General features: G+C 65.8%; 33 protein-coding genes, 1 tRNA gene and 1 pseudogene. 11 read left to right on the forward strand and 24 right to left on the reverse strand.

Annotated features, from left to right (window positions below; translation table 11 throughout):
• Nucleotides 1–246: 246 nt before the first annotated feature.
• From AC1DQP_RS10415 to AC1DQP_RS10430, 4 genes are all read right to left on the reverse strand, one after another.
• On the reverse strand, nt 247–1,668 hold the full coding sequence (locus AC1DQP_RS10415) for a M28 family peptidase (protein ID WP_256775530.1): 1,422 nt from the start codon (nt 1,666–1,668) through the stop codon (nt 247–249).
• A gap of 249 nt (nt 1,669–1,917) precedes the next feature.
• Nucleotides 1,918–2,331, reverse strand: coding sequence for a large-conductance mechanosensitive channel protein MscL (gene mscL, locus AC1DQP_RS10420; RefSeq protein WP_121039325.1), 414 nt, complete (start codon nt 2,329–2,331; stop codon nt 1,918–1,920).
• Between the two features lie 58 nt (nt 2,332–2,389).
• A complete protein-coding gene (locus AC1DQP_RS10425) occupies nt 2,390–3,097 on the reverse strand; it encodes a fumarylacetoacetate hydrolase family protein (RefSeq protein WP_256775529.1) in 708 nt (235 codons plus the stop codon).
• Between the two features lie 132 nt (nt 3,098–3,229).
• Nucleotides 3,230–3,508, reverse strand: a complete 279-nt coding sequence (locus tag AC1DQP_RS10430) for a hypothetical protein (protein WP_256775528.1) — start codon at nt 3,506–3,508, stop codon at nt 3,230–3,232.
• A 177-nt stretch (nt 3,509–3,685) separates the two neighbouring features.
• On the opposite strand from AC1DQP_RS10430, the gene AC1DQP_RS10435 reads away from it, so the two are divergent.
• Nucleotides 3,686–4,033, forward strand: a complete 348-nt coding sequence (locus AC1DQP_RS10435) for a Rieske (2Fe-2S) protein (RefSeq protein ID WP_457320393.1) — start codon at nt 3,686–3,688, stop codon at nt 4,031–4,033.
• Between the two features lie 111 nt (nt 4,034–4,144).
• On the opposite strand, the gene AC1DQP_RS10440 is transcribed toward AC1DQP_RS10435, so the two are convergent.
• The 4 genes from AC1DQP_RS10440 to thiS all read right to left on the reverse strand — a co-directional run bounded on the left by AC1DQP_RS10440 (nt 4,145) and on the right by thiS (nt 7,832).
• Nucleotides 4,145–5,992, reverse strand: coding sequence for an SLC13 family permease (locus AC1DQP_RS10440; RefSeq protein ID WP_457320395.1), 1,848 nt, complete (start codon nt 5,990–5,992; stop codon nt 4,145–4,147).
• A gap of 27 nt (nt 5,993–6,019) precedes the next feature.
• Nucleotides 6,020–6,754: a tRNA (guanosine(46)-N7)-methyltransferase TrmB gene (gene trmB / locus AC1DQP_RS10445; protein WP_478051547.1), complete on the reverse strand. Its 735-nt coding sequence runs from the start codon at nt 6,752–6,754 to the stop codon at nt 6,020–6,022.
• The gene (locus AC1DQP_RS10450) at nt 6,754–7,548 is read right to left on the reverse strand and encodes a thiazole synthase (RefSeq protein ID WP_478051548.1); all 795 of its coding nucleotides are present in this window, start codon (nt 7,546–7,548) and stop codon (nt 6,754–6,756) included. The genes trmB and AC1DQP_RS10450 overlap by 1 nt, the downstream gene beginning before the upstream one ends.
• A gap of 83 nt (nt 7,549–7,631) precedes the next feature.
• Complete coding sequence (gene thiS / locus AC1DQP_RS10455) at nt 7,632–7,832, reverse strand: sulfur carrier protein ThiS (RefSeq protein ID WP_457320401.1); 201 nt, start codon at nt 7,830–7,832, stop codon at nt 7,632–7,634.
• A gap of 233 nt (nt 7,833–8,065) precedes the next feature.
• Here thiS and AC1DQP_RS10460 point away from each other — a divergent pair, with 233 nt between their 5' ends.
• Together AC1DQP_RS10460 and AC1DQP_RS10465 are read left to right on the forward strand one after the other, a co-directional pair.
• Complete coding sequence (locus AC1DQP_RS10460; protein WP_478051554.1) at nt 8,066–9,865, forward strand: autotransporter outer membrane beta-barrel domain-containing protein; 1,800 nt, start codon at nt 8,066–8,068, stop codon at nt 9,863–9,865.
• Nucleotides 9,866–9,989: 124 nt separating this feature from the next.
• Nucleotides 9,990–10,063 (forward strand) — tRNA-Gly (locus AC1DQP_RS10465).
• A gap of 431 nt (nt 10,064–10,494) precedes the next feature.
• On the opposite strand, the pseudogene AC1DQP_RS10470 reads toward AC1DQP_RS10465, so the two are convergent.
• The 8 genes and pseudogenes from AC1DQP_RS10470 to AC1DQP_RS10505 all read right to left on the reverse strand — a co-directional run bounded on the left by AC1DQP_RS10470 (nt 10,495) and on the right by AC1DQP_RS10505 (nt 13,895).
• Nucleotides 10,495–11,318: pseudogene (locus AC1DQP_RS10470) on the reverse strand (tyrosine-type recombinase/integrase).
• Complete coding sequence (locus tag AC1DQP_RS10475) at nt 11,319–11,516, reverse strand: DUF4224 domain-containing protein (RefSeq protein WP_346492260.1); 198 nt, start codon at nt 11,514–11,516, stop codon at nt 11,319–11,321.
• Between the two features lies 1 nt (nt 11,517).
• The gene (locus AC1DQP_RS10480) at nt 11,518–11,817 is read right to left on the reverse strand and encodes a hypothetical protein (protein ID WP_457319312.1); all 300 of its coding nucleotides are present in this window, start codon (nt 11,815–11,817) and stop codon (nt 11,518–11,520) included.
• A gap of 25 nt (nt 11,818–11,842) precedes the next feature.
• Nucleotides 11,843–12,586, reverse strand: coding sequence for a DNA-methyltransferase (locus AC1DQP_RS10485; RefSeq protein WP_457319313.1), 744 nt, complete (start codon nt 12,584–12,586; stop codon nt 11,843–11,845).
• Nucleotides 12,583–12,801: a DUF7220 family protein gene (locus AC1DQP_RS10490; RefSeq protein WP_457319314.1), complete on the reverse strand. Its 219-nt coding sequence runs from the start codon at nt 12,799–12,801 to the stop codon at nt 12,583–12,585. The genes AC1DQP_RS10485 and AC1DQP_RS10490 overlap by 4 nt, the downstream gene beginning before the upstream one ends.
• On the reverse strand, nt 12,798–13,001 hold the full coding sequence (locus AC1DQP_RS10495; RefSeq protein ID WP_457319315.1) for a hypothetical protein: 204 nt from the start codon (nt 12,999–13,001) through the stop codon (nt 12,798–12,800). The genes AC1DQP_RS10490 and AC1DQP_RS10495 overlap by 4 nt, the downstream gene beginning before the upstream one ends.
• A complete protein-coding gene (locus tag AC1DQP_RS10500; protein WP_457319316.1) occupies nt 12,994–13,515 on the reverse strand; it encodes a PDDEXK family nuclease in 522 nt (173 codons plus the stop codon). The genes AC1DQP_RS10495 and AC1DQP_RS10500 overlap by 8 nt, the downstream gene beginning before the upstream one ends.
• A gap of 11 nt (nt 13,516–13,526) precedes the next feature.
• The gene (locus AC1DQP_RS10505; RefSeq protein ID WP_457319317.1) at nt 13,527–13,895 is read right to left on the reverse strand and encodes a hypothetical protein; all 369 of its coding nucleotides are present in this window, start codon (nt 13,893–13,895) and stop codon (nt 13,527–13,529) included.
• 52 nt (nt 13,896–13,947) lie between these two features.
• Between AC1DQP_RS10505 and AC1DQP_RS10510 the strand changes: the two genes are divergently transcribed.
• A complete protein-coding gene (locus AC1DQP_RS10510; RefSeq protein ID WP_457319318.1) occupies nt 13,948–14,418 on the forward strand; it encodes a hypothetical protein in 471 nt (156 codons plus the stop codon).
• Nucleotides 14,419–14,443: 25 nt separating this feature from the next.
• Here AC1DQP_RS10510 and AC1DQP_RS10515 read toward each other — a convergent pair whose 3' ends face one another.
• Genes AC1DQP_RS10515 through AC1DQP_RS10545 form a run of 7 tightly spaced genes read right to left on the reverse strand, consistent with a single transcriptional unit; the run spans nt 14,444 to nt 16,768 of the window.
• Nucleotides 14,444–14,935 carry a hypothetical protein gene (locus tag AC1DQP_RS10515; RefSeq protein ID WP_457319319.1) on the reverse strand — a complete coding sequence of 164 codons (492 nt, stop codon included), beginning with the start codon at nt 14,933–14,935 and terminating at the stop codon, nt 14,444–14,446.
• Nucleotides 14,932–15,483, reverse strand: a complete 552-nt coding sequence (locus AC1DQP_RS10520; RefSeq protein WP_457319320.1) for a hypothetical protein — start codon at nt 15,481–15,483, stop codon at nt 14,932–14,934. Before AC1DQP_RS10520 ends, AC1DQP_RS10515 begins: the two co-directional genes overlap by 4 nt.
• Nucleotides 15,480–15,623: a hypothetical protein gene (locus AC1DQP_RS10525; RefSeq protein ID WP_457319321.1), complete on the reverse strand. Its 144-nt coding sequence runs from the start codon at nt 15,621–15,623 to the stop codon at nt 15,480–15,482. Before AC1DQP_RS10525 ends, AC1DQP_RS10520 begins: the two co-directional genes overlap by 4 nt.
• On the reverse strand, nt 15,620–15,820 hold the full coding sequence (locus AC1DQP_RS10530) for a hypothetical protein (RefSeq protein WP_457319322.1): 201 nt from the start codon (nt 15,818–15,820) through the stop codon (nt 15,620–15,622). Before AC1DQP_RS10530 ends, AC1DQP_RS10525 begins: the two co-directional genes overlap by 4 nt.
• A complete protein-coding gene (locus tag AC1DQP_RS10535) occupies nt 15,817–16,326 on the reverse strand; it encodes a hypothetical protein (RefSeq protein ID WP_478051549.1) in 510 nt (169 codons plus the stop codon). The genes AC1DQP_RS10530 and AC1DQP_RS10535 overlap by 4 nt, the downstream gene beginning before the upstream one ends.
• Nucleotides 16,323–16,562, reverse strand: a complete 240-nt coding sequence (locus AC1DQP_RS10540) for a hypothetical protein (protein ID WP_478051550.1) — start codon at nt 16,560–16,562, stop codon at nt 16,323–16,325. Before AC1DQP_RS10540 ends, AC1DQP_RS10535 begins: the two co-directional genes overlap by 4 nt.
• Nucleotides 16,559–16,768, reverse strand: coding sequence for a hypothetical protein (locus tag AC1DQP_RS10545; protein ID WP_457321975.1), 210 nt, complete (start codon nt 16,766–16,768; stop codon nt 16,559–16,561). The genes AC1DQP_RS10540 and AC1DQP_RS10545 overlap by 4 nt, the downstream gene beginning before the upstream one ends.
• A gap of 207 nt (nt 16,769–16,975) precedes the next feature.
• Here AC1DQP_RS10545 and AC1DQP_RS10550 point away from each other — a divergent pair, with 207 nt between their 5' ends.
• The gene (locus AC1DQP_RS10550) at nt 16,976–17,710 is read left to right on the forward strand and encodes a DUF3800 domain-containing protein (RefSeq protein WP_457321977.1); all 735 of its coding nucleotides are present in this window, start codon (nt 16,976–16,978) and stop codon (nt 17,708–17,710) included.
• A 123-nt stretch (nt 17,711–17,833) separates the two neighbouring features.
• Here AC1DQP_RS10550 and AC1DQP_RS10555 read toward each other — a convergent pair whose 3' ends face one another.
• Nucleotides 17,834–18,625 carry a S24 family peptidase gene (locus AC1DQP_RS10555; RefSeq protein WP_478051551.1) on the reverse strand — a complete coding sequence of 264 codons (792 nt, stop codon included), beginning with the start codon at nt 18,623–18,625 and terminating at the stop codon, nt 17,834–17,836.
• On the opposite strand from AC1DQP_RS10555, the gene AC1DQP_RS10560 reads away from it, so the two are divergent.
• The 6 genes from AC1DQP_RS10560 to AC1DQP_RS10585 form a co-directional block, all read left to right on the forward strand.
• Entirely contained in the window at nt 18,624–19,103 is a 480-nt protein-coding gene (locus tag AC1DQP_RS10560; protein ID WP_478051552.1) for a hypothetical protein, read from the forward strand. The two genes, AC1DQP_RS10555 and AC1DQP_RS10560, sit on opposite strands and share 2 nt — an antisense overlap.
• A gap of 58 nt (nt 19,104–19,161) precedes the next feature.
• Nucleotides 19,162–19,347, forward strand: coding sequence for a hypothetical protein (locus tag AC1DQP_RS10565; protein WP_313424187.1), 186 nt, complete (start codon nt 19,162–19,164; stop codon nt 19,345–19,347).
• A 29-nt stretch (nt 19,348–19,376) separates the two neighbouring features.
• Nucleotides 19,377–19,568, forward strand: a complete 192-nt coding sequence (locus AC1DQP_RS10570) for a hypothetical protein (RefSeq protein WP_457320455.1) — start codon at nt 19,377–19,379, stop codon at nt 19,566–19,568.
• Between the two features lie 5 nt (nt 19,569–19,573).
• Entirely contained in the window at nt 19,574–19,888 is a 315-nt protein-coding gene (locus AC1DQP_RS10575; protein WP_457320457.1) for a winged helix-turn-helix domain-containing protein, read from the forward strand.
• A 1-nt stretch (nt 19,889) separates the two neighbouring features.
• Nucleotides 19,890–20,837: a helix-turn-helix domain-containing protein gene (locus AC1DQP_RS10580; RefSeq protein ID WP_457320459.1), complete on the forward strand. Its 948-nt coding sequence runs from the start codon at nt 19,890–19,892 to the stop codon at nt 20,835–20,837.
• A partial coding sequence (locus AC1DQP_RS10585) for a hypothetical protein (RefSeq protein ID WP_478051553.1) occupies nt 20,773–21,398 on the forward strand: 626 nt, incomplete at its 3' end. The genes AC1DQP_RS10580 and AC1DQP_RS10585, both read left to right, overlap by 65 nt.

Consider the following 21,398-nt stretch of genomic DNA (forward strand, 5'->3'; position numbering starts at 1 on the left):
GGCCAGAAAAGCCTGGCTTGCCCCTGCCTACCGGCTGCTACGGGGCCCTCACGCTCGCGACAGGCCCGAGCGGAGACACCACCGATCCAGAGACGGCGCCTGGATCCCGTCCGCATGCATATCGCCCTGCGCCATTTCCATGTCCTTTGGAACAAGACGCTCCCTGCCACTGCAGGAAGCACCTTTTTCTAGAGCACCGCGATCAACAATCGCAAGGCGACGACGCCACGCCGTCGCGCGCTGCGATCATTCGTTCGGCGGCGTGGTCGGCTTGGCCTCGCTGCCGAAGCTGCCCTCGGCCTCGGCCGCCAGGTAGGCAAACACCGTGTACGCCGCCACGTTCTGTGCCAACGCGGCCGGGTCGATCTTGTCCAGGGTGTCGTCGGCGGTGTGGTGCAGGTTGAAGTAATCGCTGCCGTCCTGCGCAAGCCAGGCCCACGCACCGCCCTTGGCCGCCAGCGGACCCACGTCCGGGCCCGGGCCACCCTTGTCAGCGGCGTACTCGATGCCCAGCGGCTTGAGTACTTCGGCGATCTGGCGGGTTGCCTCGCGCGAGCCCTCCGGGTTCGGCGAGCCGGTGTTGAACGCATAGATGCGGCCCGCACCGAAGTCGCTCTCGGCGGCCAGCTGGTGCAGCACCACGTCCTTGGCATGCGCTTCGGCATAGGCCTTGCCGCCGTACAGACCCTGTTCCTCGTTGGCGAACGCAACCACGCGGATGGTGCGCTTGGGCGCCTGCTTCAGCTGGCCGATCAGATGGCCGGCGGCCATGGTGATGCCCACGCCGGCGCCATCATCGATCGCCCCGGTGCCCAGGTCCCACGAATCCAGATGTCCGCCGATCACCACCACTTCCTTGGGCAGGCTGCGCCCGGTGATCTCGCCGATCACGTTGTAGGAGGTGGCCTTGCCGTCCCAGCCGCAGTCCAGGGTGAGCTTGAGCGTGGTGCTGCCAAGCGCCACCAGGCGCGCCAGCTGATTGGCATCGGGCACCGACAACGCCGCCGACGGCACCGGGGTGAGGCCGTCGTCGAAGCGGGTGATACCGGTGTGCGGCACGCGGTGCGAATCGGTACCGGCCGAGCGCATCACAAAGCCCACCGCGCCTTTGCGGATCGCCTCGGACGGCCCCTTGCTGCGCACCGCGCCGCCATTGCCGTAGTCGCGGCCATCGCGGTAGGCGGTCATCTGGTAATCGACGAAGGCGATCTTGCCCGCCAGCGAGCCGGCCGGCGCGGCCTGCAGCGCGGCCAGGTCGGCAAAGCGCACCACCTCGGCTTCGACCGTGCCACCCGGGCTGCCGCCCAGGGCGGTGATGGTCAGCGGCTGGGCATGCTTGCCGGTGACCTGCGCATGCTCACTGCGGCGCTCCCACTTGGGGAAGGTGACCGGCTCGGTCCACACCTTGTCAAAGCCCAGCGATTTGAACTTGGCCACCGCCCAGGCCACGGCGCGCGGATCGGCTTCACCGCCGGCGATGCGCGGGCCGATCTCGGTGGTGAGCGATTCGACCACCTTCCAGCCGGTGTCGTCCTTGAGCGCCTGCTCACGCAGTTCGGCGGCAGTGGCCAGCGACTTCGGCGGCAGCGTGGTGGTGCCCGTCGCCGCGAAGGCCGGCGCGGCCAGCAGGGCGAGGGAGGATGCGATGGCAAGGACGCGGCGACGCATGGACAGCTCCGGGAAACGGGACGGAAGCCCCCGAGCTTAGCAGCCTGCCAGCGCCGCACATGGGCGGTAGGTCATGCTCCGGCGAATGCTGTTTTCCAAAAGCGAAAACCCCGCCGGAGCGGGGCTTTCGATGGGTAGTGCCGGCCGCTGGCCGGGTCCGCGCGATGCAGGATATCCGTGGAGCCGGCCAGCGGCCGGCACTACCGTTTCCGTGCTGCCGGCCAGCGGCGGGCCACCGACAGTGCTGCCTCAGTGCTTCAGGTTGTCGCGGATTTCGCGCAGCAGCAGCACTTCTTCGCTCGGCGCCGCCGGGGCGGCCGGCTCGGCCTGCTTCTTGCGGGCCAGGCGGTTGATGAACTTCACGACCATGAAGATCGCAAAGGCCACGATCACGAACTGCACCACGGTGTTGAGGAAGTCGCCGTAGCCGATCACCACCGCCGGAATCTCCTTGCCATCTGCGGCAATCCGCGCCGGGGCCAGCGTCCAGGCCAGTTCGGAGAAATCCACCCGCCCGATCATCCAGCCGAGCGGCGGCATGATGATTTTGTCCACCAGCGCGGTGACGATCTTGCCGAACGCCGCACCGATGACCACACCGACCGCCAGGTCGATGACGTTGCCACGCATGGCGAACTCTTTGAACTCAGTCAGTACACCCATCGGGCTCTCCTATCGTATCGGGGGAATCAAAGGACGCCGCAGCGTAGCGCAGCGCGTGTCATCCGGCGATGATGCCGTGGCGCTCGGCCACGTTCTCCAGCCGCGCGCTGAAACGGTCGCCCGGCTTCAACGCGGCCACGCCCGATGGGGTGCCCATGAAGACCAGGTCGCCGGCTTTCAGCGCCCACAGCTTGGACAACTCGTGCAGGATCTCCGGCACGTTCCAGATCATCTGGTCCAGCAGCGACTGCTGGCGTACTTCACCGTTGATCTCCAGCGACAGGTTGAGCGCGGCCAGATCGCCCACTTCCGCCGCCGGCACCAGTTCGCTGACCGGGGCGGACTGGTCGAAGCCCTTGGCCGGATCCCACGGATGGCCCTTGGCCTTGGCCTGCGCCTGCAGGTCGCGCCGCGTCAGGTCCAGGCCGACGCCGTAGCCGAACACCAGTGCTTCGGCCTGGTCGACCGGCAGCTCGCCGGCGGGCGCGTCGCGGCCGATCGCCACCACCAGCTCGACTTCGTGGTGCAGGTCCGAGGTCGCCGACGGGTAGGGAATCACATCGTCATGTCCGACCACGATCGCATCGGCGGGCTTGCTGAAGAACATCGGGCGGCCGCGATCCTCGGCGGCCGGCACGGCCGCGCCCATCTCGCGCGCATGGTCGGCGAAGTTGCGCCCGACACAGTAGATGCGGCGCACCGGGAAGGTGCCGCCACCGGCAACCGGAATGCGCGGTGGCTCGGGCGTGGGGATTACATCGGTCATGCTCGCGTCCTGTCACGTAAGGTCACGGGCAGTCTAGAACGCGCGCGCGCGACATGCCACGCCGAGGCGTGGCCGTTGGCGTTCAATGCAGCGGAGTTCAGAACACGCCGCGCGGGCGCGCGCGGCGGAACCTCAGCGCGACAGCGGCAAGGCCTGCTTGCGGACCACGTGGTACTCGGCGTCGACCACGTGCGGGTCGCTCGGGCGCGCGTTCTGCTTGCGCTGGGCGAGCAGCTTCCATGCCAGACCGGCGATGATCATCGCCGCACCCACGAAAACCCCGACAAACACCAGCGCGGCCAGGATCGCCAGGCCCAGCAGACCCACCGCAACGCGCACCAGCGGATGGCGCGGCTTGCGCGGCGCGAACAGGGTGCGGAACGAGTTGAACTGGAAGAAGCGGTTGTACATGGCGTTTCTTTGGCTGAAGTCAGCGAACTCCGAGTATCCGGGCTGGCCACTGTCATTGAGTGAAAAACTCGTTAAACGGCAACGCTGTTCATTTCAAATCAATGACTTGTGTTCATCCCGCAGCCAGCCAGATGAGGGCGTGAGAGAATGTGATCCCGTTGTCCGACTGCCTCCGCCATGTCTGCACCTGATGCCGCTGTAGCCCCGTTGATCGCGCTGGATGCCATTGCCGAGGCCGGATTTGCCGAGGTGGACGCGACGCTCGAAGGGGTCAGCGAGTCGGTCGTGCTGTATCGAGAAGGCGATGACGTGCGTGGCTGGCTGAACATCTGCCCCCATGCCGGGCGCCGCCTGGACTGGGCGCCCGGCCAGTTCCTCAAAAGCCGCGAAGGCCATCTGGTGTGCGCTGCCCACGGGGCATCGTTCTCGCTGGACGATGGCACCTGCGTGGCAGGACCCTGCAAGGGCGACCGCCTGCGTTCGGTAGCGCTGCAGGTGCGCGATGGTCAGGTGTGGCTGGGATGAATCGCAGTGCCGGCCGCTGGCCGGCTGTGTCTGGTGTCGGTTGCACGACGAGCCGGCCAGCGGCCGACACTCCCGGTCATTGCACGCACGTTGCCAACGGTCCGAAGGCGGTCAGAACATCACGTTGATCATCAACACCACTACGGCGGTGTAGATCAGCGACAGCGGGGCGCCCACCCGCCACAGTTCGCGCGGTGTGTAGTTGGCCGGGCCGGTGATCATCGAAATCACCGGGTTGGAGGCGGTCATCAGGTTGTTGGACGCCGACAACGCCACGATCAACGCAAATGCGGTCGGATTGCCACCGGCCGCCAACGCCAGGTTGACTGCGATCGGCACCATGACGATGGTCGCCCCCACATGGCTGATCACCAGCGAGAACATCGTGGTCAGCAGCGCCAGCGCGATTTCCAGCACCCACACCGGGATGCCGGTGGGCAGGCGGTCGATGGTGTGGCCGGCGATCCAGGCGGCCGCGCCGCTGCTGTCCATCGCCCAGCCCAGCGGGATCAGCCCGGCCATCATGAAGATGGTCTTCCAGTTGATCGAGGCGTAGGCCTCGTCCATGCGCAGCACGCCGGTGAGCAGCATGCCGGCCACGCCGGTCATCAGGGTCAGCGCCACCGGCAGCTTGGAGGTCAGCGCGATCAGGATGGTGATGGCGAAGATGCTCATCGCGATCTTGAACTTGTGCGGGCGCTGCTCACCCTTGGGGTAGTCGGTGACCACCACGAAGTCGCGGCTCTTGGCGGCCTGCGCCAGATCGGTCCAGATGCTATGGAACACCAGCATGTCGCCGGCGCGCAGCGCCACGTTGCGCACGTCCTCGCGGATCACCTGCTTGTCGCGGTTGATCGCCAGCAGGCTGATGCCGCGCTGCTTGCGCAGGCGCAGCTCCGAAGCGGTCTTGCCGATCACGTCCGAGGTCGGCGGGATCACCGCTTCGGAAATACCCGCGCGGCTGGGATTGAACAGGTCGCCCAGGTGCTTCAGGCGCGAGGACATGCGCAGGAACTGGTTCTGCGCGAAATCGCCTACCTGCTGGCGCGCCCCCATCACCCCGAGCACGCTGCCCACCCAGATGCGCATTTCCGCCGGCGGTGCCAGGCGGGTGTCGTTGCCGGTCTTGAGCGCCAGCAGCAGCGGTGCGTCGTGCACGTTCTCGGCCTCGCCCAGGGTCATGCCGACCAACGGGCTTTCGGCGGTGACCACCAGCTCGAACACGTCGCCTTCGATGCCGTAGGTCTTGGCAAAGTAGCTTTCGGTACGGGCCGGAGTGACGCCATCGTTGGCGAGGGTTTCTTCCTCGACCAGCTTGCGGTCGCCGAAGTAGCGGAAGTACAGCAGCGAGGCGATCAACAGCGCCACGCCGATCGGCAGCGGCGCGAACATGCGCAGCGGCTCGATGGTGGCCAGGCCCGAGGGCAGGTTGTTGTTGGCCGAAGCCAGCAGATCGTTCAACAGGATCAGCGGCGAGTTGCCGACCATGGTCAGCGCACCGCCCATCACAATCGCCGCGGCGATCGGCAGCAGCAGCCGTTGCAGGGTCAGGCCGGTGCGGGCGGCCAGCCGCGAGGCGACCGGCAGGTACAGCGCCATCACTGAGGGGTTCTGCATGAAGGACGAGTTCAAGCCGGCGATCGCGGTGGTCATCATCAGCAGGCGCGTTTCAACGCCATGCCCGCGCCGCAGCAGCCAGGCCGCCAGCCGGTTCAACGCCCCGGTGCGGTCCAGGCCCGCACCGAGGATGGTGGTGGCGATGATGCTCATCACCGCGTTGCCGGAGAAGCCGCCGAAGATTTCCTCCGGCGCGATCAGCCCGGTGACGCCCAGCACCACCAGCACCACCAGCGCCACCACGTCGGCGCGGATGCGCTCGAACAGGAACATCGCCATCGTGAAGCCAACCAGCCCGAGGACGAGCTTCATATCGGTGGTCAGCGTCAGCGCGGTGTCCATGGGGTGGCGCGGTTCCTTGGGGTGGGATCAGGTACGGTCGTACAACAGGTCCCACACGCCATGGCCGAGTTTCTGGCCACGGGTTTCGAAGTGGGTCTGCGGGCGCCACGCGGGACGTTCCACCTGGCCACGCGGCCCGGCGCGGTTGGTCAGCCCGTCGGTGGCGTCGAGCACGTCCCACATCTGCTCGGCATAGTCTTGCCAGTCGGTGGCGCAATGCAGGCGGCCGCCGACGCGCAGCTTGCGCACCAGCAGGTCGGCAAAGCCGGGCTGGATCAGGCGGCGCTTGTTGTGACGCTTCTTGTGCCACGGATCGGGGAAATAGATGCGCACTTCATCCAGCGCGCCATCGGCGATCTCCTTCTCCAGTACTTCCACCGCATCGTGGTGGTACAGACGCACGTGATCGGCGTTGTCGTCGGCCAGTGCGTTGAGCAGGCGGCCCACGCCGGGGGCGTGCACTTCCAGGCCGATGTAGTCGCGGCTGGGGTCCTGCTGGGCGGCAAAGCGCAGCGCGGCCCCGTTGCCAAAGCCGATCTCCAGCACCTTGGGCGCATCGCGCCCGAAGGTTACCTCCAGGTCGCGCGGCTCGCCGGTGAAGTCCAGGCCGAAGCGCGGCCAGCGGTCGTCGAACGCGCGCTGCTGGGCCGGGGTGAAGCGGCCCTGGCGCAGCACGAAACTGCGCACCTCGCGGCGGCCTTCGGTGATGGTGAAGGGCTTGGGCGGTGCCTTGGCACCGGCGCTGTCGAAGGGATTGGTCATCAGCCGATCAACCCGTCGATCGGCGAGGAGGCACTGGCGTAGCGCTTGCGCGGAATGCGCCCGGCCAGGAAGGCCTCACGCCCCGCTTCGACCGCCTTGCGCATCGCGCTGGCCATCAGCACCGGCTTGCGTGCACCGGCGATGGCGGTGTTCATCAGCACGCCATCGCAGCCCAGCTCCATCGCGATCGCCGCGTCCGATGCCGTGCCCACGCCGGCGTCGACGATGATCGGCACTCTGGCGTCTTCGATGATCTGCAGCAGGTTGTACTTGTTCTGGATGCCCAGCCCCGAGCCGATCGGCGCGGCCAGCGGCATCACCGCAACGCAGCCGATCTCCTCCAGGCGCTTGGCCAGGATCGGATCATCGGAGGTGTAGACCATCACCTCGAAGCCATCCTTGACCAGCACCTCAGCGGCCTTGAGGGTCTGCACCACGTCCGGGTACAGGGTCTTCTGGTCGCCCAGCACTTCCAGCTTGGTCAGGTTGTGCCCGTCCAGCAGCTCGCGCGCCAGCCGGCAGGTGCGCACCGCGTCGTCGGCGGTGTAGCAGCCGGCGGTGTTGGGCAGGATCGTGTAACGGTCCGGCGGCAGCACGTCCAGCAGGTTGGGCTCGCCCGGGTTCTGCCCGATGTTGGTGCGGCGGATCGCCACGGTGACGATCTGGGCCCCGGCAGCATCGGTGGCGATGCGGGTTTCTTCCAGATCCTTGAACTTGCCGGTGCCGGTCAGCAGCCGGGAACTGTAGGTCTTGCCGGCGATCACCAGCGAATCAGTGGGGGCATGTGCATTCATGGGCCGAATTATCGCCTATCGCGCGTCACGATGCTGCGGCTGCAGCGACCGTCGAGTGCCGGTGGTGGCGGCGCTGACGCTGTTCAACCGCCGCCCAGCGCATGCACGATTTCCACCTCGTCGCCGTCCTGCAGCAGGTGGTCGGCGTGGCGGCCGCGGGTGATGATTTCGCCATTGACCTCCACCGCGACACGGCGTTCGAGCAGGTTTTCGATCTGCAGCAGGTCCAGGACGGTGGCGCTTTGCGGAAGCTGGCGGGTGTCGCCGTTGAGCACGATGTTCATGACGCCATTGTCCCTAATTGTGGCCGGTGTGCGTACCCTTGCCGGCCCGCTGTCGGGGCGGCGGAGGCCGCCGTGCGGGGTTTCCAGAGGCCCGGGGCGATTTCATGCGGCGACGCAGCGTGAATTGCCCGGGGCGCAGTGAAACCATTGCCACCGTGCGCCGGCGTACGTCGGCTGTTCCCCACCCCAAGGAGTTTTACATGCTGCTCAGCAAGCGCCCCCTGCGTTCCCTGATGGCCGTGGCCATCGCCATGGCCGCCCTGCCGGCCATGGCCCAGCAGTCCCCCTATACCAAGACCGTGTTCATCGGCGACAGCCTCACCGATGCCGGTTACTTCCGCCCGCTGCTGCCGGCCGAAGTGCGACCGGTCACCGGCCAGTCCACCACCAACCCGGGCTGGACGTATGCGCAGTTCGTCGCCGACTACTACGGCACCAATGCCTCGGCGCACGGCAACGGCCAGAACGGCGACAACTACGCCATCGGTGGCGCCCGCGTGGGCGTGGATAGCAGTCTGACCCTGGCCCCGGGCACCCCGGCGGTGCCGGTGTACTCGCTCAAGACCCAGACTGCGCAGTACCTGGCTGCCAACGGCGGCAAGGCTGACGCGAACGCGCTGTACACCGTGTTCGGCGGCGCCAACGATCTGTTTGCCATCCAGGCCGGCGCGCCGCTGGTGTCCACGCTGACCAACGCGGTGACCGACCAGGTCGGCATCGTCGCTACCTTGAAGGGTGCCGGCGCCCAGTACGTCGTGGTCCCGACCATTCCCGACGTCGGCCTGACCCCGGGCGCACGCGCGGGCGGCGCGGCCGGCATGGCCGCCGGCACCGCGCTGGCCAAGGCCTACAACGATGCCCTGTTCGCCGGCCTGAAGGCGGCTGGCCTGCAGGTGATTCCGGTCGACACCTTCCACGTCCTGCAGGAAATCGTGGCCAACCCGGGCCAGTACGGCTTCGTCAACGTCACCAGCCCGGCCTGCACCACGGCCTCGTCGCTGACCTGCAGCCCGCTGGCCTACGTCACCCCGAGTGCCGCGACCACCTACGTGTTCGCCGATGGCGTGCATCCGACCGCTGCCACCCATGAAATGCTGGGCCAGTACACCCTGTCGATCCTGGAAGCGCCGCGCAACCAGCAGATCCTGACCCACTCGGCGCAGACCGTGGGTCGTTCGCGCGCCGACCAGGTCAGCTGGCACCTGGGCGGCCGTCCGGCCGATGGCCTGAGCTGGTGGGGCAACCTGCGTGGCGACATGCAGCGCTACGCCCACGCCGACCTGTACGACGGCATGGCTCCGGCCGGCCTGTTCGGCGTGGACTGGGCGCGTGACGGCATGGTGCTCGGCGGCTTCGCCGGCTACGGCCGCATGGATGCGGACTTCGGCAAGAACAAGGGCGATTTCACCCAGTCCGACACCTCGCTGGGCCTGTTCGCCGGCTGGTACGGCGAGCGCGCCTGGGTCAACGCCCAGCTCAGCTACAGCTGGCTGGACTATGACGTGACCCGCAAGCTCCAGCTGGGGCCGGCCACCCGCATCCACGAAGGCTCCCCGGAAGGCAGCAACCTGACCGCAGCCCTGAACGCCGGCTACGAGTTCGGCACCGAGGGCGGCTTCCGCCACGGTCCGGTGGCCGCAGTGATCTGGCAGAAGGTCAAGCTGGACGGGTACACCGAGAGCAACCCGAGCGCGACCGCGCTGGGCTACGCCGACCAGGATGCCGACTCCACCGTGGGCCGCATCGGCTGGCAGGCGCGCTTCGACGGCGGCAGCGTCAAGCCGTACGTGCAGGTGACCTACGACCACGAGTTCGAGGACAGCAAGGAGGCCAGCGCATGGCTGCAGTCGATGCCGGAAGTGGGCATGTACAAGGTGCCGGGCCTGGAATTCGACAAAAACTACGCCACCGCCGTACTGGGCGCCCGCGTCAGCATGTGGGGCCTGAACAGCAACGTGGGCATCAGCACCACCACGCTGCAGAAGCGCGCCCGCGACGCGACGCTGTTTGCCAGCTTCAGCGGCAGCTTCTGATCCACTTCGCGCAGCGCTCCTGACCGGGCGCTGCGCGGAGCGGTCGAAACGCAGAAACAACGGGCGGCCCAGTGCCGCCCGTTGCCTTTTTACCGTCCCGCCTCATAGACTTGTCCGGCACCGCGCGGGTGTAGCTCAATGGTAGAGCTGTAGCTTCCCAAGCTACTGACGAGGGTTCGATTCCCTTCACCCGCTCCATATCCCCCAGTACTTTCGGGGATTCTGGTCGCTCCGCAATATCTGGTCCGCTCCGCAATTGCTCTATTGAGGTCAGGCGTGGGTGTCGATCCAATCCTTTAGCTGAGCTGCGTCCGAGGCCGTCTCGGCGTGAAACGTCCAGCCGTCCGGGGTAGGGTCGCAATCCCTGTACGTGCTGATTCCGGGATTGGAAGATGTTGGTTGTCCTGCCATAGACAGTGCATCTAGAGCAGCTTCGATCCGAGCTCGCAGCGACGCGGGTCCGCGAACCACTGCGCCGTCGACAGTGATCGTGTTGCTGTCGGGTTTACCCTGCATTCTAATGACCTCATTTGGTGGGCTTTGATGGTCTCGCAACCCGTAGGCCCTGTCGATCACGCTTGCGTGACGTCACCGTAACGCCCTGGCCAACCACTTCGCTGCCGTTAAGGTCAGCGTGTAGGGGTGGCCTTTGAACCCCGCTTCTTTCGCACGTAGATCTCGGTTGTCGTGACCGATGAGTGGCCCAGCTGGGCCTGCGCTTCGCGAATGTCATTGGCCGAATCGGCCTTGTCCGTGCCTGCCTTCGCGCGCAGGTCGCGGAACTGAAACTCCCCCTTTGCAATGCCGGCGTCATCGCGCGCCTTGTCAAACCGGTAGCGCAGCGCTGCCCGGCCCAGTGCCAGCCCGCTGTCGTCTACGATCAAGCGGGTGCTGTACGGCTTCGACTTGCCGTCAGGAAGCTTCTCGCTCTTCCGCTTGGCGATCCGTTCCAGCAGCGTCCCCAGTTCGCCCGTGATCTCCATGAGCACCTTGTTCGTGGACTTCGCCTGCGTGATAGCCAGGCCACGGGGTGTGACCTGCCGCATATCCATTGACCAGACGTCGCCGACGCGCTGGCCGGTCAAGTAGGCAAGATCCATGGCGTCCCGCAGGGAGGCGTCGGCATGCCGGTAGACCGCCTGGAACACCTCGTCTTCCACGTAGACGCCGCGGCCAGATTCCTTGTTGCGTCGAATGCCCTCACACGGGTTCGGCAGGTCCGTGACGCCTTTGCCGCGTGCCCAGTTCCAAAGGTCACGACGGCGGCGGCCGGGATAGTGTTCGCATGTTCGAACTCCGCCCACTTCTTGATGGCTACGCCGTAGTCGCTCCCGAGAGGCGTCTCCTTGCGTGGCCTGCCGCCGTGATCATAGTAGTAGTGCACCACGCCGGACTTCTGCCGGCGAGCGCGGAACCGGGGGATGGCCCCCGGCTTGTTCGGTTTCCTTCCCATTTACGCAACCTTGCTCGGGGTCCATGTCAGCGCCTGCTTGGCGCTCGCGCTCGTTCCTTCAACGCTGGAGCGCAACACGACAGGCCAGTCGTGAGCATCCAGATAGTGCTTGATCCCGTTCTTGCGGAGAAACGCCGCCTGGCGCGCGCGCTGCGGCGTGCGGCACAGGGTGACGATCTCATCGCGCGATAGGAACATGTCAGCCACTGGCCACCCGCCCTTCGCCTGGCATCTGCAGGCGCATCTGGATAACGTTGTCCGCCGCCGGGGCCGCGATCGCGGGCAGCACCTTTCGCGCGCTGCGGGCGGGGCGGTTGATGCGGCGCCATTCGGCCAGGGCGGCATCCGGCTCGGCATGCTTGCTGGTCATCCGGCATTTGCACTCGACCAGGTGGCCACCGCCGGCGGCGAGGCCGCGCAGGTCGTGGATGTGGCGCGCGCTGTGTCCGGCGGCGCAGGCCGGCAGCCCCTCGGGGTGGCTGATGTGTCGCTGGGTCATGGGGTGGCCTCCAGGTTGACGATGTTCATGCGGCGGCGCCTCGCAGCAGCGGGGCTTCGTTGTCCAGGCGTTGCTGGGCCGACGCGGCGATGGCCTGATCCTTCTCGATCAGGACGAAGCTGCGGTGTTCGATCGTGGCTGCGGCGCCGGTGCTTGCGCTGCCCGCGAAAGGGTCCAGCACGGTCCCGCCAGGTGGGCAGGAGTAGCGAATCAGGGGCAAGAGCAGCTCGAGCGGCTTCTGGGTGGGGTGGATGGCGCGGCCGTGTTCGTTGCGCACCTGAATCACGCTACGCATCAGGCGTGGGCCGCCATCCTCCGAGACGTAGGTGGTGGATCCAGTAGCGCCATGCCATTGAGCCGGCTTCTGCTTCTTACGGACGACCCTGGCGCGCGCGTCGTTCGTGACCTGCGCCGCGTGGTGCACGTCCGCCCATGCGCCGCGATAGAACATGACCGCATGCTCATGGACCCGCCGGAACCGATCGTTGTGGAAGCCCGTGCCGTTCTGCTTCTCCCACACGACGTCTTGGGAGTACCGGAACCCGTGGGCCGCCATCTCCGCGAACACCGGCACCAGGAAGCGCATGGAGCCGAACACCCAGATGGAGGCCGCTGGCTTGAGGGCCCGAGCCACGTGTTCGATCCACCCAGGGCAGATCGCATCCCATTCCAAAGACGTGTCGCCATAGGGCGGATCGGTGATGCAGCAATCCGCAATCGCGGCCGGGAGCATGGGCAAGACCTCGCGGCAGTCGCCGACGTGGATCATCGGCGCACCGCCAACCGGTTGAAGAAGCGCCGCACCAGGTAGCCGCGCACGATCGAGATCACGGTGTAGACCACAGTGATGCCCAGCGCTGTGCCCGCGCCGACGGAGTAGCCGAACGCGGCCATCACGAACGGCGTCACCGCCCAGGAGATCCCGAAGCCGATTGCCGTGCTGACGTTGGCCTCGAGGAACGATTGGAGTTTGGTCTGGCTCAAGCGAACAGCTCCAGTTGGGCGGGGAGGGCCGAGCGGCGCTCGACCACCGCGGTGGGTTGAGGAAGGGCAGCAGCGGCCCGGCGGCGGGCATTGCCGGCCCAGCGCAGCAGCACGTGGGAGAAGGACGTGCCGCGCCGGGCGCGCGCCTCGTGCAGCAGCACGCGCGCCGTGTGCTTGGCCTGGGTGAAGGGATCAGCCACCGGCCACCTCCGGCTCGAGGAGGTGAGCCGCCCAAGCTTCGAAGTGGATCCCTGGGCGCAGCCTTGTGCCACGGCGCGGCACGAACTCAGGCCGGTGGATTGCGGAGACCAACAGCTGGGTTTCGGCGCGCTTGTTCGACGTGTCGCGGAAGGGCGCGCCGTGCCAGTTGCAGTTGCCAAGCGGCACGCCATGCGAAGGCTTCAGGCAGCTCCCGTCCCACTCCAGCAATCCCCAGCCGGCCGGCAGGTCCTCGACTTTGATCACCCCGGGCGGTGCCGCATAGAAGCGCCAGTCGCCGACGGCGTCTGCCGGATCGATGCGGTGCGGCTTCTTGGCGTCGGCAAGGAAGTCGGAGCGACTGGCCTTCACCTCCACGACCAGCGATATCCCATCACGCCAGCCGATGGCATCGGGCTGTTCACGGGGACCGGCCTTGAATGGGTCGCAAAGGATCGCGGCGCACCCGTTGCGTCGAAGCCACCGGACGGCTGCTGCCACGATCTCATCGTGCATTGGACCTGCCATCACCGGTCCTCCCGAATCTCAGCAACAGCCGGGACCTTGATGCGCATGTTGCGCGGCGGCTTGACGGTGGCCAGAGTGACGGGCGGATTCGGGGCTATGGGCCCGGTGTGGCGGTAGTCCCGTAGCGGATCGGCCACGAACCGACCGCCCTCCTTGCGCTGCACGGAGTATTCGGGGAAGGCCTCGGCGGGAAGCTGCTCTTGAGCCTCATCCATCAGCGCAACGAACCTCTCCTGCCAGTCGAGCGGCATGGACTGCAACGTGCGGCGCGGCACCACCAGGTAAGCTGCGCGGCCGAGCCCAAAAGCCTTCCAGATGGGCCCGTCGTAGTAGGGGTTCAGGACGGCCTGCTGTTCGATATCAGCCATTGGGGCTCTCTCCGCAGTGGTAAGCTCGGCCCAGCCCTAGAGGACGGAAGCCATGTCGCATAGCCAACTCGATCATTCCGAGGTTTTTCTCGTTCATCAGGACGGGCTCTTTGCAAAAGTGAGCGTGACGAAGGCCGCCAACGGTTGGTCCGTGCATGTGGTGGAAGTTAAACGGCCTAACGGAGTGACCGTCACGTTTGGGCACGGGCTTGGAGTTCCAGGCACGCTGGACGATGCGCGCGCAGCTGGCATTCGCAGCGCCCGTTCGCAGATTGCTACGACGCTGCACCGCGATACCAACGAGACCGGTCACGTGCTTCGGCCGCGCTATCAGCGCCGTTCGGATGGCACCGAGTACTTCGATGCATACGTGGAAGTGATCCAGGGAGACGACGTAGTACACCGGCACTTGATGGCGCCAGTGCCCAGCCGTCAGATGGGGGACCGCGAAGCAATGGACTTTGCTGCGCAGCTGCTTCGACACGTGACTGGCATTAGGGGTGATGGCTCGCTGGTCATTTGAGAACAACGCGGTGGCGGGCAGTGGGTCAGCCATGGGACACCCCCGGCGCTGGATCGCGCGGACGGTCGAGCAAATCAAGCTGCGCAGCTATCAGAGCCCCAGCGCGCACCAAGTCACGGCGCGCGTCCCTCGGCTTCCACCACAGGCGGTGCCATGGCCAGCACGCCGGCGGCGACCGCGTCGCCACGTGAGAGCGCCCGCCGGCGGCCAAGTCCATCGCCGCCACCTGGACATAGGCCAACGCCGCGTTCGCCAGTTCGCCGGCCTTGTAGTCCGCGTCGTTTTCGGCGCTGTAGCCTTCGGCGTCAACCTGCCGCTGGCGCTCATCGGCGATCGCGCGGACGCCGGAGCCCAGGTCAATGCACTGCGCGAGCGCGGTGCGGATGGCCTGGATGATGGCTACTTGCAGACTCGCGCGACGCTGCGGATCCCATTCCTCAGTGAACCGGCGGGCGACGTCGAGCGCGAGGGAATCGATATCGGCGGCGGTGGTGGAGGCGTGCTGTTCGTTGCTCATGCCTGGGTGTCCTTGAGGTACTGGTCGAGTCGTTCGAGCAGGTAGGTGGTTTCGGTCTGCCAGCGGCGGGCGTCGTAGTGGTTGATGACCTTCGACGTGGCGATCTGCTGCAGTGCCTGGAGGGGTTCGCGGAACCAGAAGGGGTCGAAGGGGAGGGCGGCGCGCCTGTCCAACGTTGGCGCCGGTGGGCAGCAGTCGGGCCCGGCCAGCCAGTCTTTCTCGTGGCAGTCTTGGCATACGCCGTCGCGGAACCGGTGGGCCTTGGCCGGCTGGTCTGCCTTCGGGTGCAGGTAGAGCGCACGCACCACCAGGTCACGCCGCCGCGCGTTGATCACGTCGCCTTCGTTCGCGGCGATCCACGGTTCCGACGAGTAGCGGGGGCGGCATTCGTAGCGCACCGGCTTCTGGAGGCCGTACAGCTGGTCCATGAGGGTGGCCGCCCAACCGCGCACCGTCTCCGCCGGCACCGGCTCAACAGCGGCGCCAGCGCGGCGCATGGCGCGCACGGTGGCGGCCACGGTCGGTCCCTCGGCGACGGCTGCGGTCATGCGCGCGGGTCTAGCGAGCGGATCTGTTCGAGCATCCGGGCGAAGTGTTCGGTTTGGCAGCGGCCAAGCCAGGTGGTGGCGACGACGGAGGCCAGGGTGGCGCCGGCAAGGAAGCCGAGGAAGAAGGTGACGACGATCATGCTGCGTCGCCTCCCGGTGCTGGGGACCGTGCTTCGCGCTGTCGGCGCGCGCGCTCGGCCAGTTCGTTCTGGACGGCCTTGGAATAGCCAGCGCGGACCAGCTGGCCGACGCACTCGTGGTGGTTCCAGCCCTTGCTGATGGCCTGGCTGCGCACGGACTGTGCGCGGGCGAACTGCTCGTAGGTGGTGACGCTCATGCGTCACCGCCCTGGAGCAAGGCGCGCTCGGCAGCCTCGTACTCGCTGCCCAGGATCTCGGTCATGCCGGGCATGGCCTTGCGGGTGCTGGCGTAGAGGAATCCGCCATAGACGAAGAGCGTCAGCCCTTCGAACAGGAATTCCAGATGGCTGCTGAAGCCGAGGGCTTGGTGAACACGGTTGGCACGGATGCTGCCGGTGGGGGCGTGATCTCTCCAGGTCGCGTTCAGGGCTTTCAGCTCTGCCTTGGTTTCTGCGCTGGCGCCCTTGAGCGGAGAGCTACGCGGCCACTGCAGGCCGTCGCGATCAGGCGCGCGCCAGAGGTCACGAGGCGCGACCGACACGAATTTGATCCCAGCGAAGCGGTAGGGATCGGCATAAATGAAGCCTTCGCCGCCGAATTTGGCGGCGAAGGTATCGATTTCCGCTCGGAGTGCTGCCTTCTGCGCGCTTTCTTCTTCCCACGCGGCCAGCACGGCCGGGGCGTTGGTCTTGTAGAAGCTCATGCGGCGCCGCCTTGAACGAGGGCGAGGGTGTCGCGCAGCTCGGCGATTCGCCTGCGGTCCTTCGCTGCGTCACCCTGGTAGCCGGCGGCGACACGCGCGGAAGCTGCACGGTTCGGGTTCTTGGGGTTGTTTGCCCGGCGCTCGAAGTACCGAGCGCGTCGGCTGGCACCGCGCTCCAGGCGAATCCACCACGCGAGGTCGTCGCGCAGCGCCAGGACATCGACAGGTGCGCTCATGCGTGCACCTGGACCAGGTCGGCGTTGCCGCGCTGGAGGGCGGGGCTGAACTGGCCGGCCACTGAAGCAAGGTCGGCGCTGAGCTGCAGTGCTTCTGCCTGCTCAAGGACGATGAGGGCGTCCCCGATCTTGATGACGATGGATTCGTTACGCGGACGCGCTTCCACGACGGCGTGGGAGCGATCAGTGGTGCTGATGTAGGCCATGGAAGACTCCGTGCCCCGGCCCGGATGGGCTGTTACTGGGGCGACGAACGAACATTAGCCAAAGGCTATTTGCCTGTCAATAGCCATAAGCTAACGGACGGTGCTGTTTTGAGCATGGATGGTCCATATGTTGTGGCCAACCGGGGCGCGCAGTGTCTTTGCTAAGATCAACGCCAGTTTTAGTCTAGTGAGTGAGCGCGGAAACGGATGTTCAGCGACTACATGCTCTTTATTGATGAGAGTGGCGATCATGGGCTGGAAACCATCGATCGCCATTACCCAGTCTTCGTGCTCTGCGGGGTTCTAGTGGCAAAGGAAGAGTACGTGGACGTCCTTTCCCCGGCGCTCGGACGTCTCAAGCTCAAATACTGGGGACACACGGAGGCTATCCTCCACGAGCGAGAGATTCGCAAGCCGCGGGGCGAGTTCTCTTTCTTACAAATTGCCGAGCGTCGCGATAGCTTCCATCAAGAGGTTGCTGAAATTTTCTTGGACGGTGGTTTTCAGCTGATTTACAGCGTTATTCACAAGGAAAGGTACATCCAGCGTTACGCAGCGCCACGTAACCCATACGAGTTGTCGATGAGTTTCGTGCTTGAGCGAGCTTTTCTAGAGTTGAACGATAGAGGGCATGGGGCACGTCGAACGACGGTGGTTGTTGAGTGCCGAGGGAAAAAAGAAGACGCGCAACTCAGGGTCGCATTCGACCAGATCGTCAGCGGAAACAACGCGTGCCGCCGAGCACTGCCCTTTGACTTGCTGATGGTCCCCAAGGCGGCAAACTCCGCCGGACTCCAGATCGCCGATCTTGCGGCCCGGCCGCTTGGCTCCCACGTTTTGCGGCCAAGCCAGCAAAGCAGGGCGTACGACGCGATTCGCGCAAGGATCAGGCGCTCTCCGAGCGGAACCATCCCAGGTTACGGGGTCAAGGTTAGCCCATAAAAGCGAAGGGCCCCAACGAGTTGGGGCCCAGCGCCGACCGGATATTTCCAGTCCGACTTGCGCGAAGGGTAGCGGCGGCGGCGCCAGATTGCAAGCCCCAGGCGCAAATCGTTTTCGAGGCGTTTAGAACTTGCGCAAACCAGCGTGGATAAGGGCCTTTCCAAGAATGCTCACGTCGCCTGGATCTGGCCGGTAGGCTGGGAAGTCAGTATTCACGCTGACCACGTATAGGCCGTCCCCGCGCTTCTGGAGCATCTTGATCTGCGTCTCGCCGCCGATATTGATCAGGTAGTAGTCGTCGCCGTCGAAGTAGTCGCAGGTTGTGTCGATCCAGATGATGTCACCGTCTTCCAGCTTTGGCCTCATTGACGGCCCACGGCCAGTGATGATCTTTATCCGACCAGGCTGAGGCAGGTAGCCGAGCTTACGGCGGACTTCCCACTCGGCAATCTCTATCGTTTGCACCACCTCTGGGTAGTCCTGGTTGACTATCCCTGCACCCATGCCAGCACCCCCTTCAAACAAGTCGAAGCGAACATAGCCCGGACGCGTCTCGCTCTCTGAGACCTCCGAGCTAGAGAGGCTCTCGGGCGCGTGCTGCGTATCCATCCAGCCTGCTGCAAGCCCCAGCGAGGCTTCAATCGCGCGTGCTGTCGTTCCCGACATCACACGGGGTTTGCCGGTGGTCGCGTTGCGACTGCGATTCACCCACTGGCTCACCTGCGCAGGGTTCTTGATCCCTGCCGCTTCCGCGAACTGCCTTTGGCCACCGCTGGCGGTGATCAAGCTGATGAGATTTTCCAGGCGGACTTCTTCAATTGTGCGCATCCGGCTATTGAATAGCGAATGGCTATCCAAGCCAACGAGCTTTTGGCTATTGTGTTTAGAATAGCCACAGGCTAATGTGTAGCGCATGGACCTACTCACCTACATCTCGGATATGAGTCGCCGTGTCGCTTTGGCCGAAGCCTGCAGCACGAGCCCTGAGTACCTTTGGCAAATCGCGACCCGTTGGCGGGGGAAGCGGCCCAGCCCGGAGCTTGCTGCATGCATTGAGCGAGAAACCGCGCGACTCGGGCCGGAACGCGTGGCCAAGGAACCAATGATCTTCGGGGCTGCCGTCAGTAACGCCCGCGCTGCTGTTGGGGCGCTTGTGGACAGCCGCATGAGCAAGCGCGCGCTGCGCGCTCGGCTGGGCCTGACCAGCGATGCGCATTTGGCCAAGGTTCTGAAGCTGCCCACGGTTGAGGTTGCGGCATGGCCGGAAGAGCAGGGCGTTCCTGCGCTCCCGCAGGTGTTGCAACTGCTCGGGGTGCAAGGCGACGCCCAAGTGACCGCTGCCGCACCAGAAGACACCGATTCCGATCGAATCATTTCTGTTGACGCGGCCTGAGTTGCCGCGCGCTGAAGTGCGTTTTTTCACCCATCCCTCTTGAGGCTTCCATACGGACATGTACGCAGACCCTTCGAACATTCGTGATAACCCGATCAAGGTCCGGTTCAACGACTCGGAAAAAGCTGTGATCGAGGCCTTGGCGAACTTCAACGGCCGCCAGCCAGCTGTGTTTGTGCGCGACTTGGTGCTGGCTGGCCTCGCGTCGTTGGAACAGCGTAGCTCTGATGCAGACGCTGCCTGAAGGGCCAGAAGAGTCCCGATGGAGGGCCTATGGAAATACTGCTGTCGCGCGACGAGCGAAAACGGCTTGAGCAGTACGCGGCCCACGCGGGGATGACCGTGGAGCAGGCCGCAACGGAGTTGGCACGCGCCGAATTGGGGCGGCGCTACCGACTCTCCCGAAGCAATGGCGATGTCGTCCCTTTTCAGGCCCTCAAGCGGCCCGATGAATCAACGAGGTAGTACCGATGAGCAGCCGTCTCGCGCGCTCGACCGATATCAGCACCAGCCATGAAGCCGCCGCCCGCGTGGTGTCCAGCGGGCTGCAAGCGTTTCAGCAGGATCGCGCCGCCAGCGCCGTGAAGCAGCACCCAGGCATGACCAGCATGGAGCTGGCCAAGGCCACCGGCCAAGACCGCTACATGCTGGCCCGTCGCCTCCCTGAACTGCTGGAAGACGGCCGCGCGTGGCGTGGCCCGAAGAAGCCGTGCCAGGTCAGCGGCCGCAGCGCGTGCACCTGGTGGCCGGTTGCCCCGGGCGAGAACCTGGCGCTGGTGATCTGACATGGCAGCACGAATGACCGGCATGGTGTTCGACAGGTATCCGGCGGGCGGCGGCGAAATGCTGCTCGCGCTGGCCCTGGCCGACCACGCCCATGACGATGGCACCCACATCTTCCCGTCAATCGCCAGCCTCGCGACGAAGTCGCGGCAGTCGGAGCGCTCTGTGCAGTACCAGCTCCGCAAGATGGAGCAGAGCGGATGGCTGGAACTGGTCAACGCTGGCGGCGGGCGCATGTCCGGCTACAAGTCAGGCGGGCGCCCGCGCGAGTACCGAATCAGCCCGCGTTGGATCAAGGGTGAAGAGCTGTCCACCTCGAACGACGGTGTTGCATCCGACTCAGATTCAAAGGGTGCAAATTCTGCACCCTTTGAAAAGGGTGCAACCCAGAGTCGTAAAGGGTGCAAAGCAGCGCAGAAAAGGGTGCAACCCAGCGTCGAAAAGGGTGCAACAGCTATTGCACCCGAACCAAAAGCAATCAAAAGCAATCGACAGCAACCCACACACAGCAGCGGTGTGAACGAGCCGGGCAACGGTTCGATGACCACGTCGGAGATCGACGCAGCGCTGGCCGGATTCGGCGGCCTGCCCACCGGTCTGGACCGCGAGGTGCTGGCCCGGTTCACCCGGCATCGCGGTGCCTGCCGACGTCCGCTGTCGATCCAGGCGTGGTTCCAGGTACGCAACACGCTGCTCGGCTTGGCCGCCAACGGCCACGACATGAACGAATCCCTGAGGCAGACCATGGCCGCCGGCCTGGCCCTGCCTGTGATCCCTATCGCCAACCCCGCCAACGGAGCGACTCATGCGACCCCTCACCACGGTTCTGCCGACCACGTCACCCAGCTCCGGGAGCAGTACGAACGAGATCAGTACCAGCGACAGCATGGCGCTGGTGGCCTCGCTGGCGGCGCAGGAATCCTCGACGGTGAGTTTGCCGTCGTCGGTTGATCCGGACCCGCGCGCCATGTCTGCGCTGTGGACCCTGTGGGAGCGCATGGCGGCCATGTTCCCGGCCAAGTGGGCCCGTGCGAATGGCGCAGCGCCGGTTGCGCAATCCGGGGCGCTGACGACCGCTGGTGAAGTCTGGCTGCAGTGCATCAGCGGCCTGAGCCCGAAGAAGCTGGCCGCCGGCCTGTCGGCCTGCATGCGCGACGCCCTGGAATGGCCGCCGAACCCGCCGCGCTTCCGGGCCATGTGCTTTGACGTGCCGGCGCTCGCCCAGGTGCAGCAGGAAGTGCGGCCGGGCCGCGCCCAGTGCGGCTTTACCGTGCTGGTGCGGTCGTTCCTGGATCTGCACCACTACGCCAGCGCCGAGGACGGCTACCAGCAAAGCAGGATGCTGCAGGACGCCTATGAGCGCGCCGTGCGGCATGTGGTCGACGGCAAGCCGGTCCCCGAACCCACTCTGGCGCTGCCGCCGGTGCACCCCGTCGTGAACCCGGTGCGCGACCGCGATGCCGCACGCGCAGCCATGGCGCGCGCTGCTGCGGACCTGGGGTTCGATGGGGA

It is taken from the genome of Stenotrophomonas sp. P5_A8, from assembly GCF_056400545.1.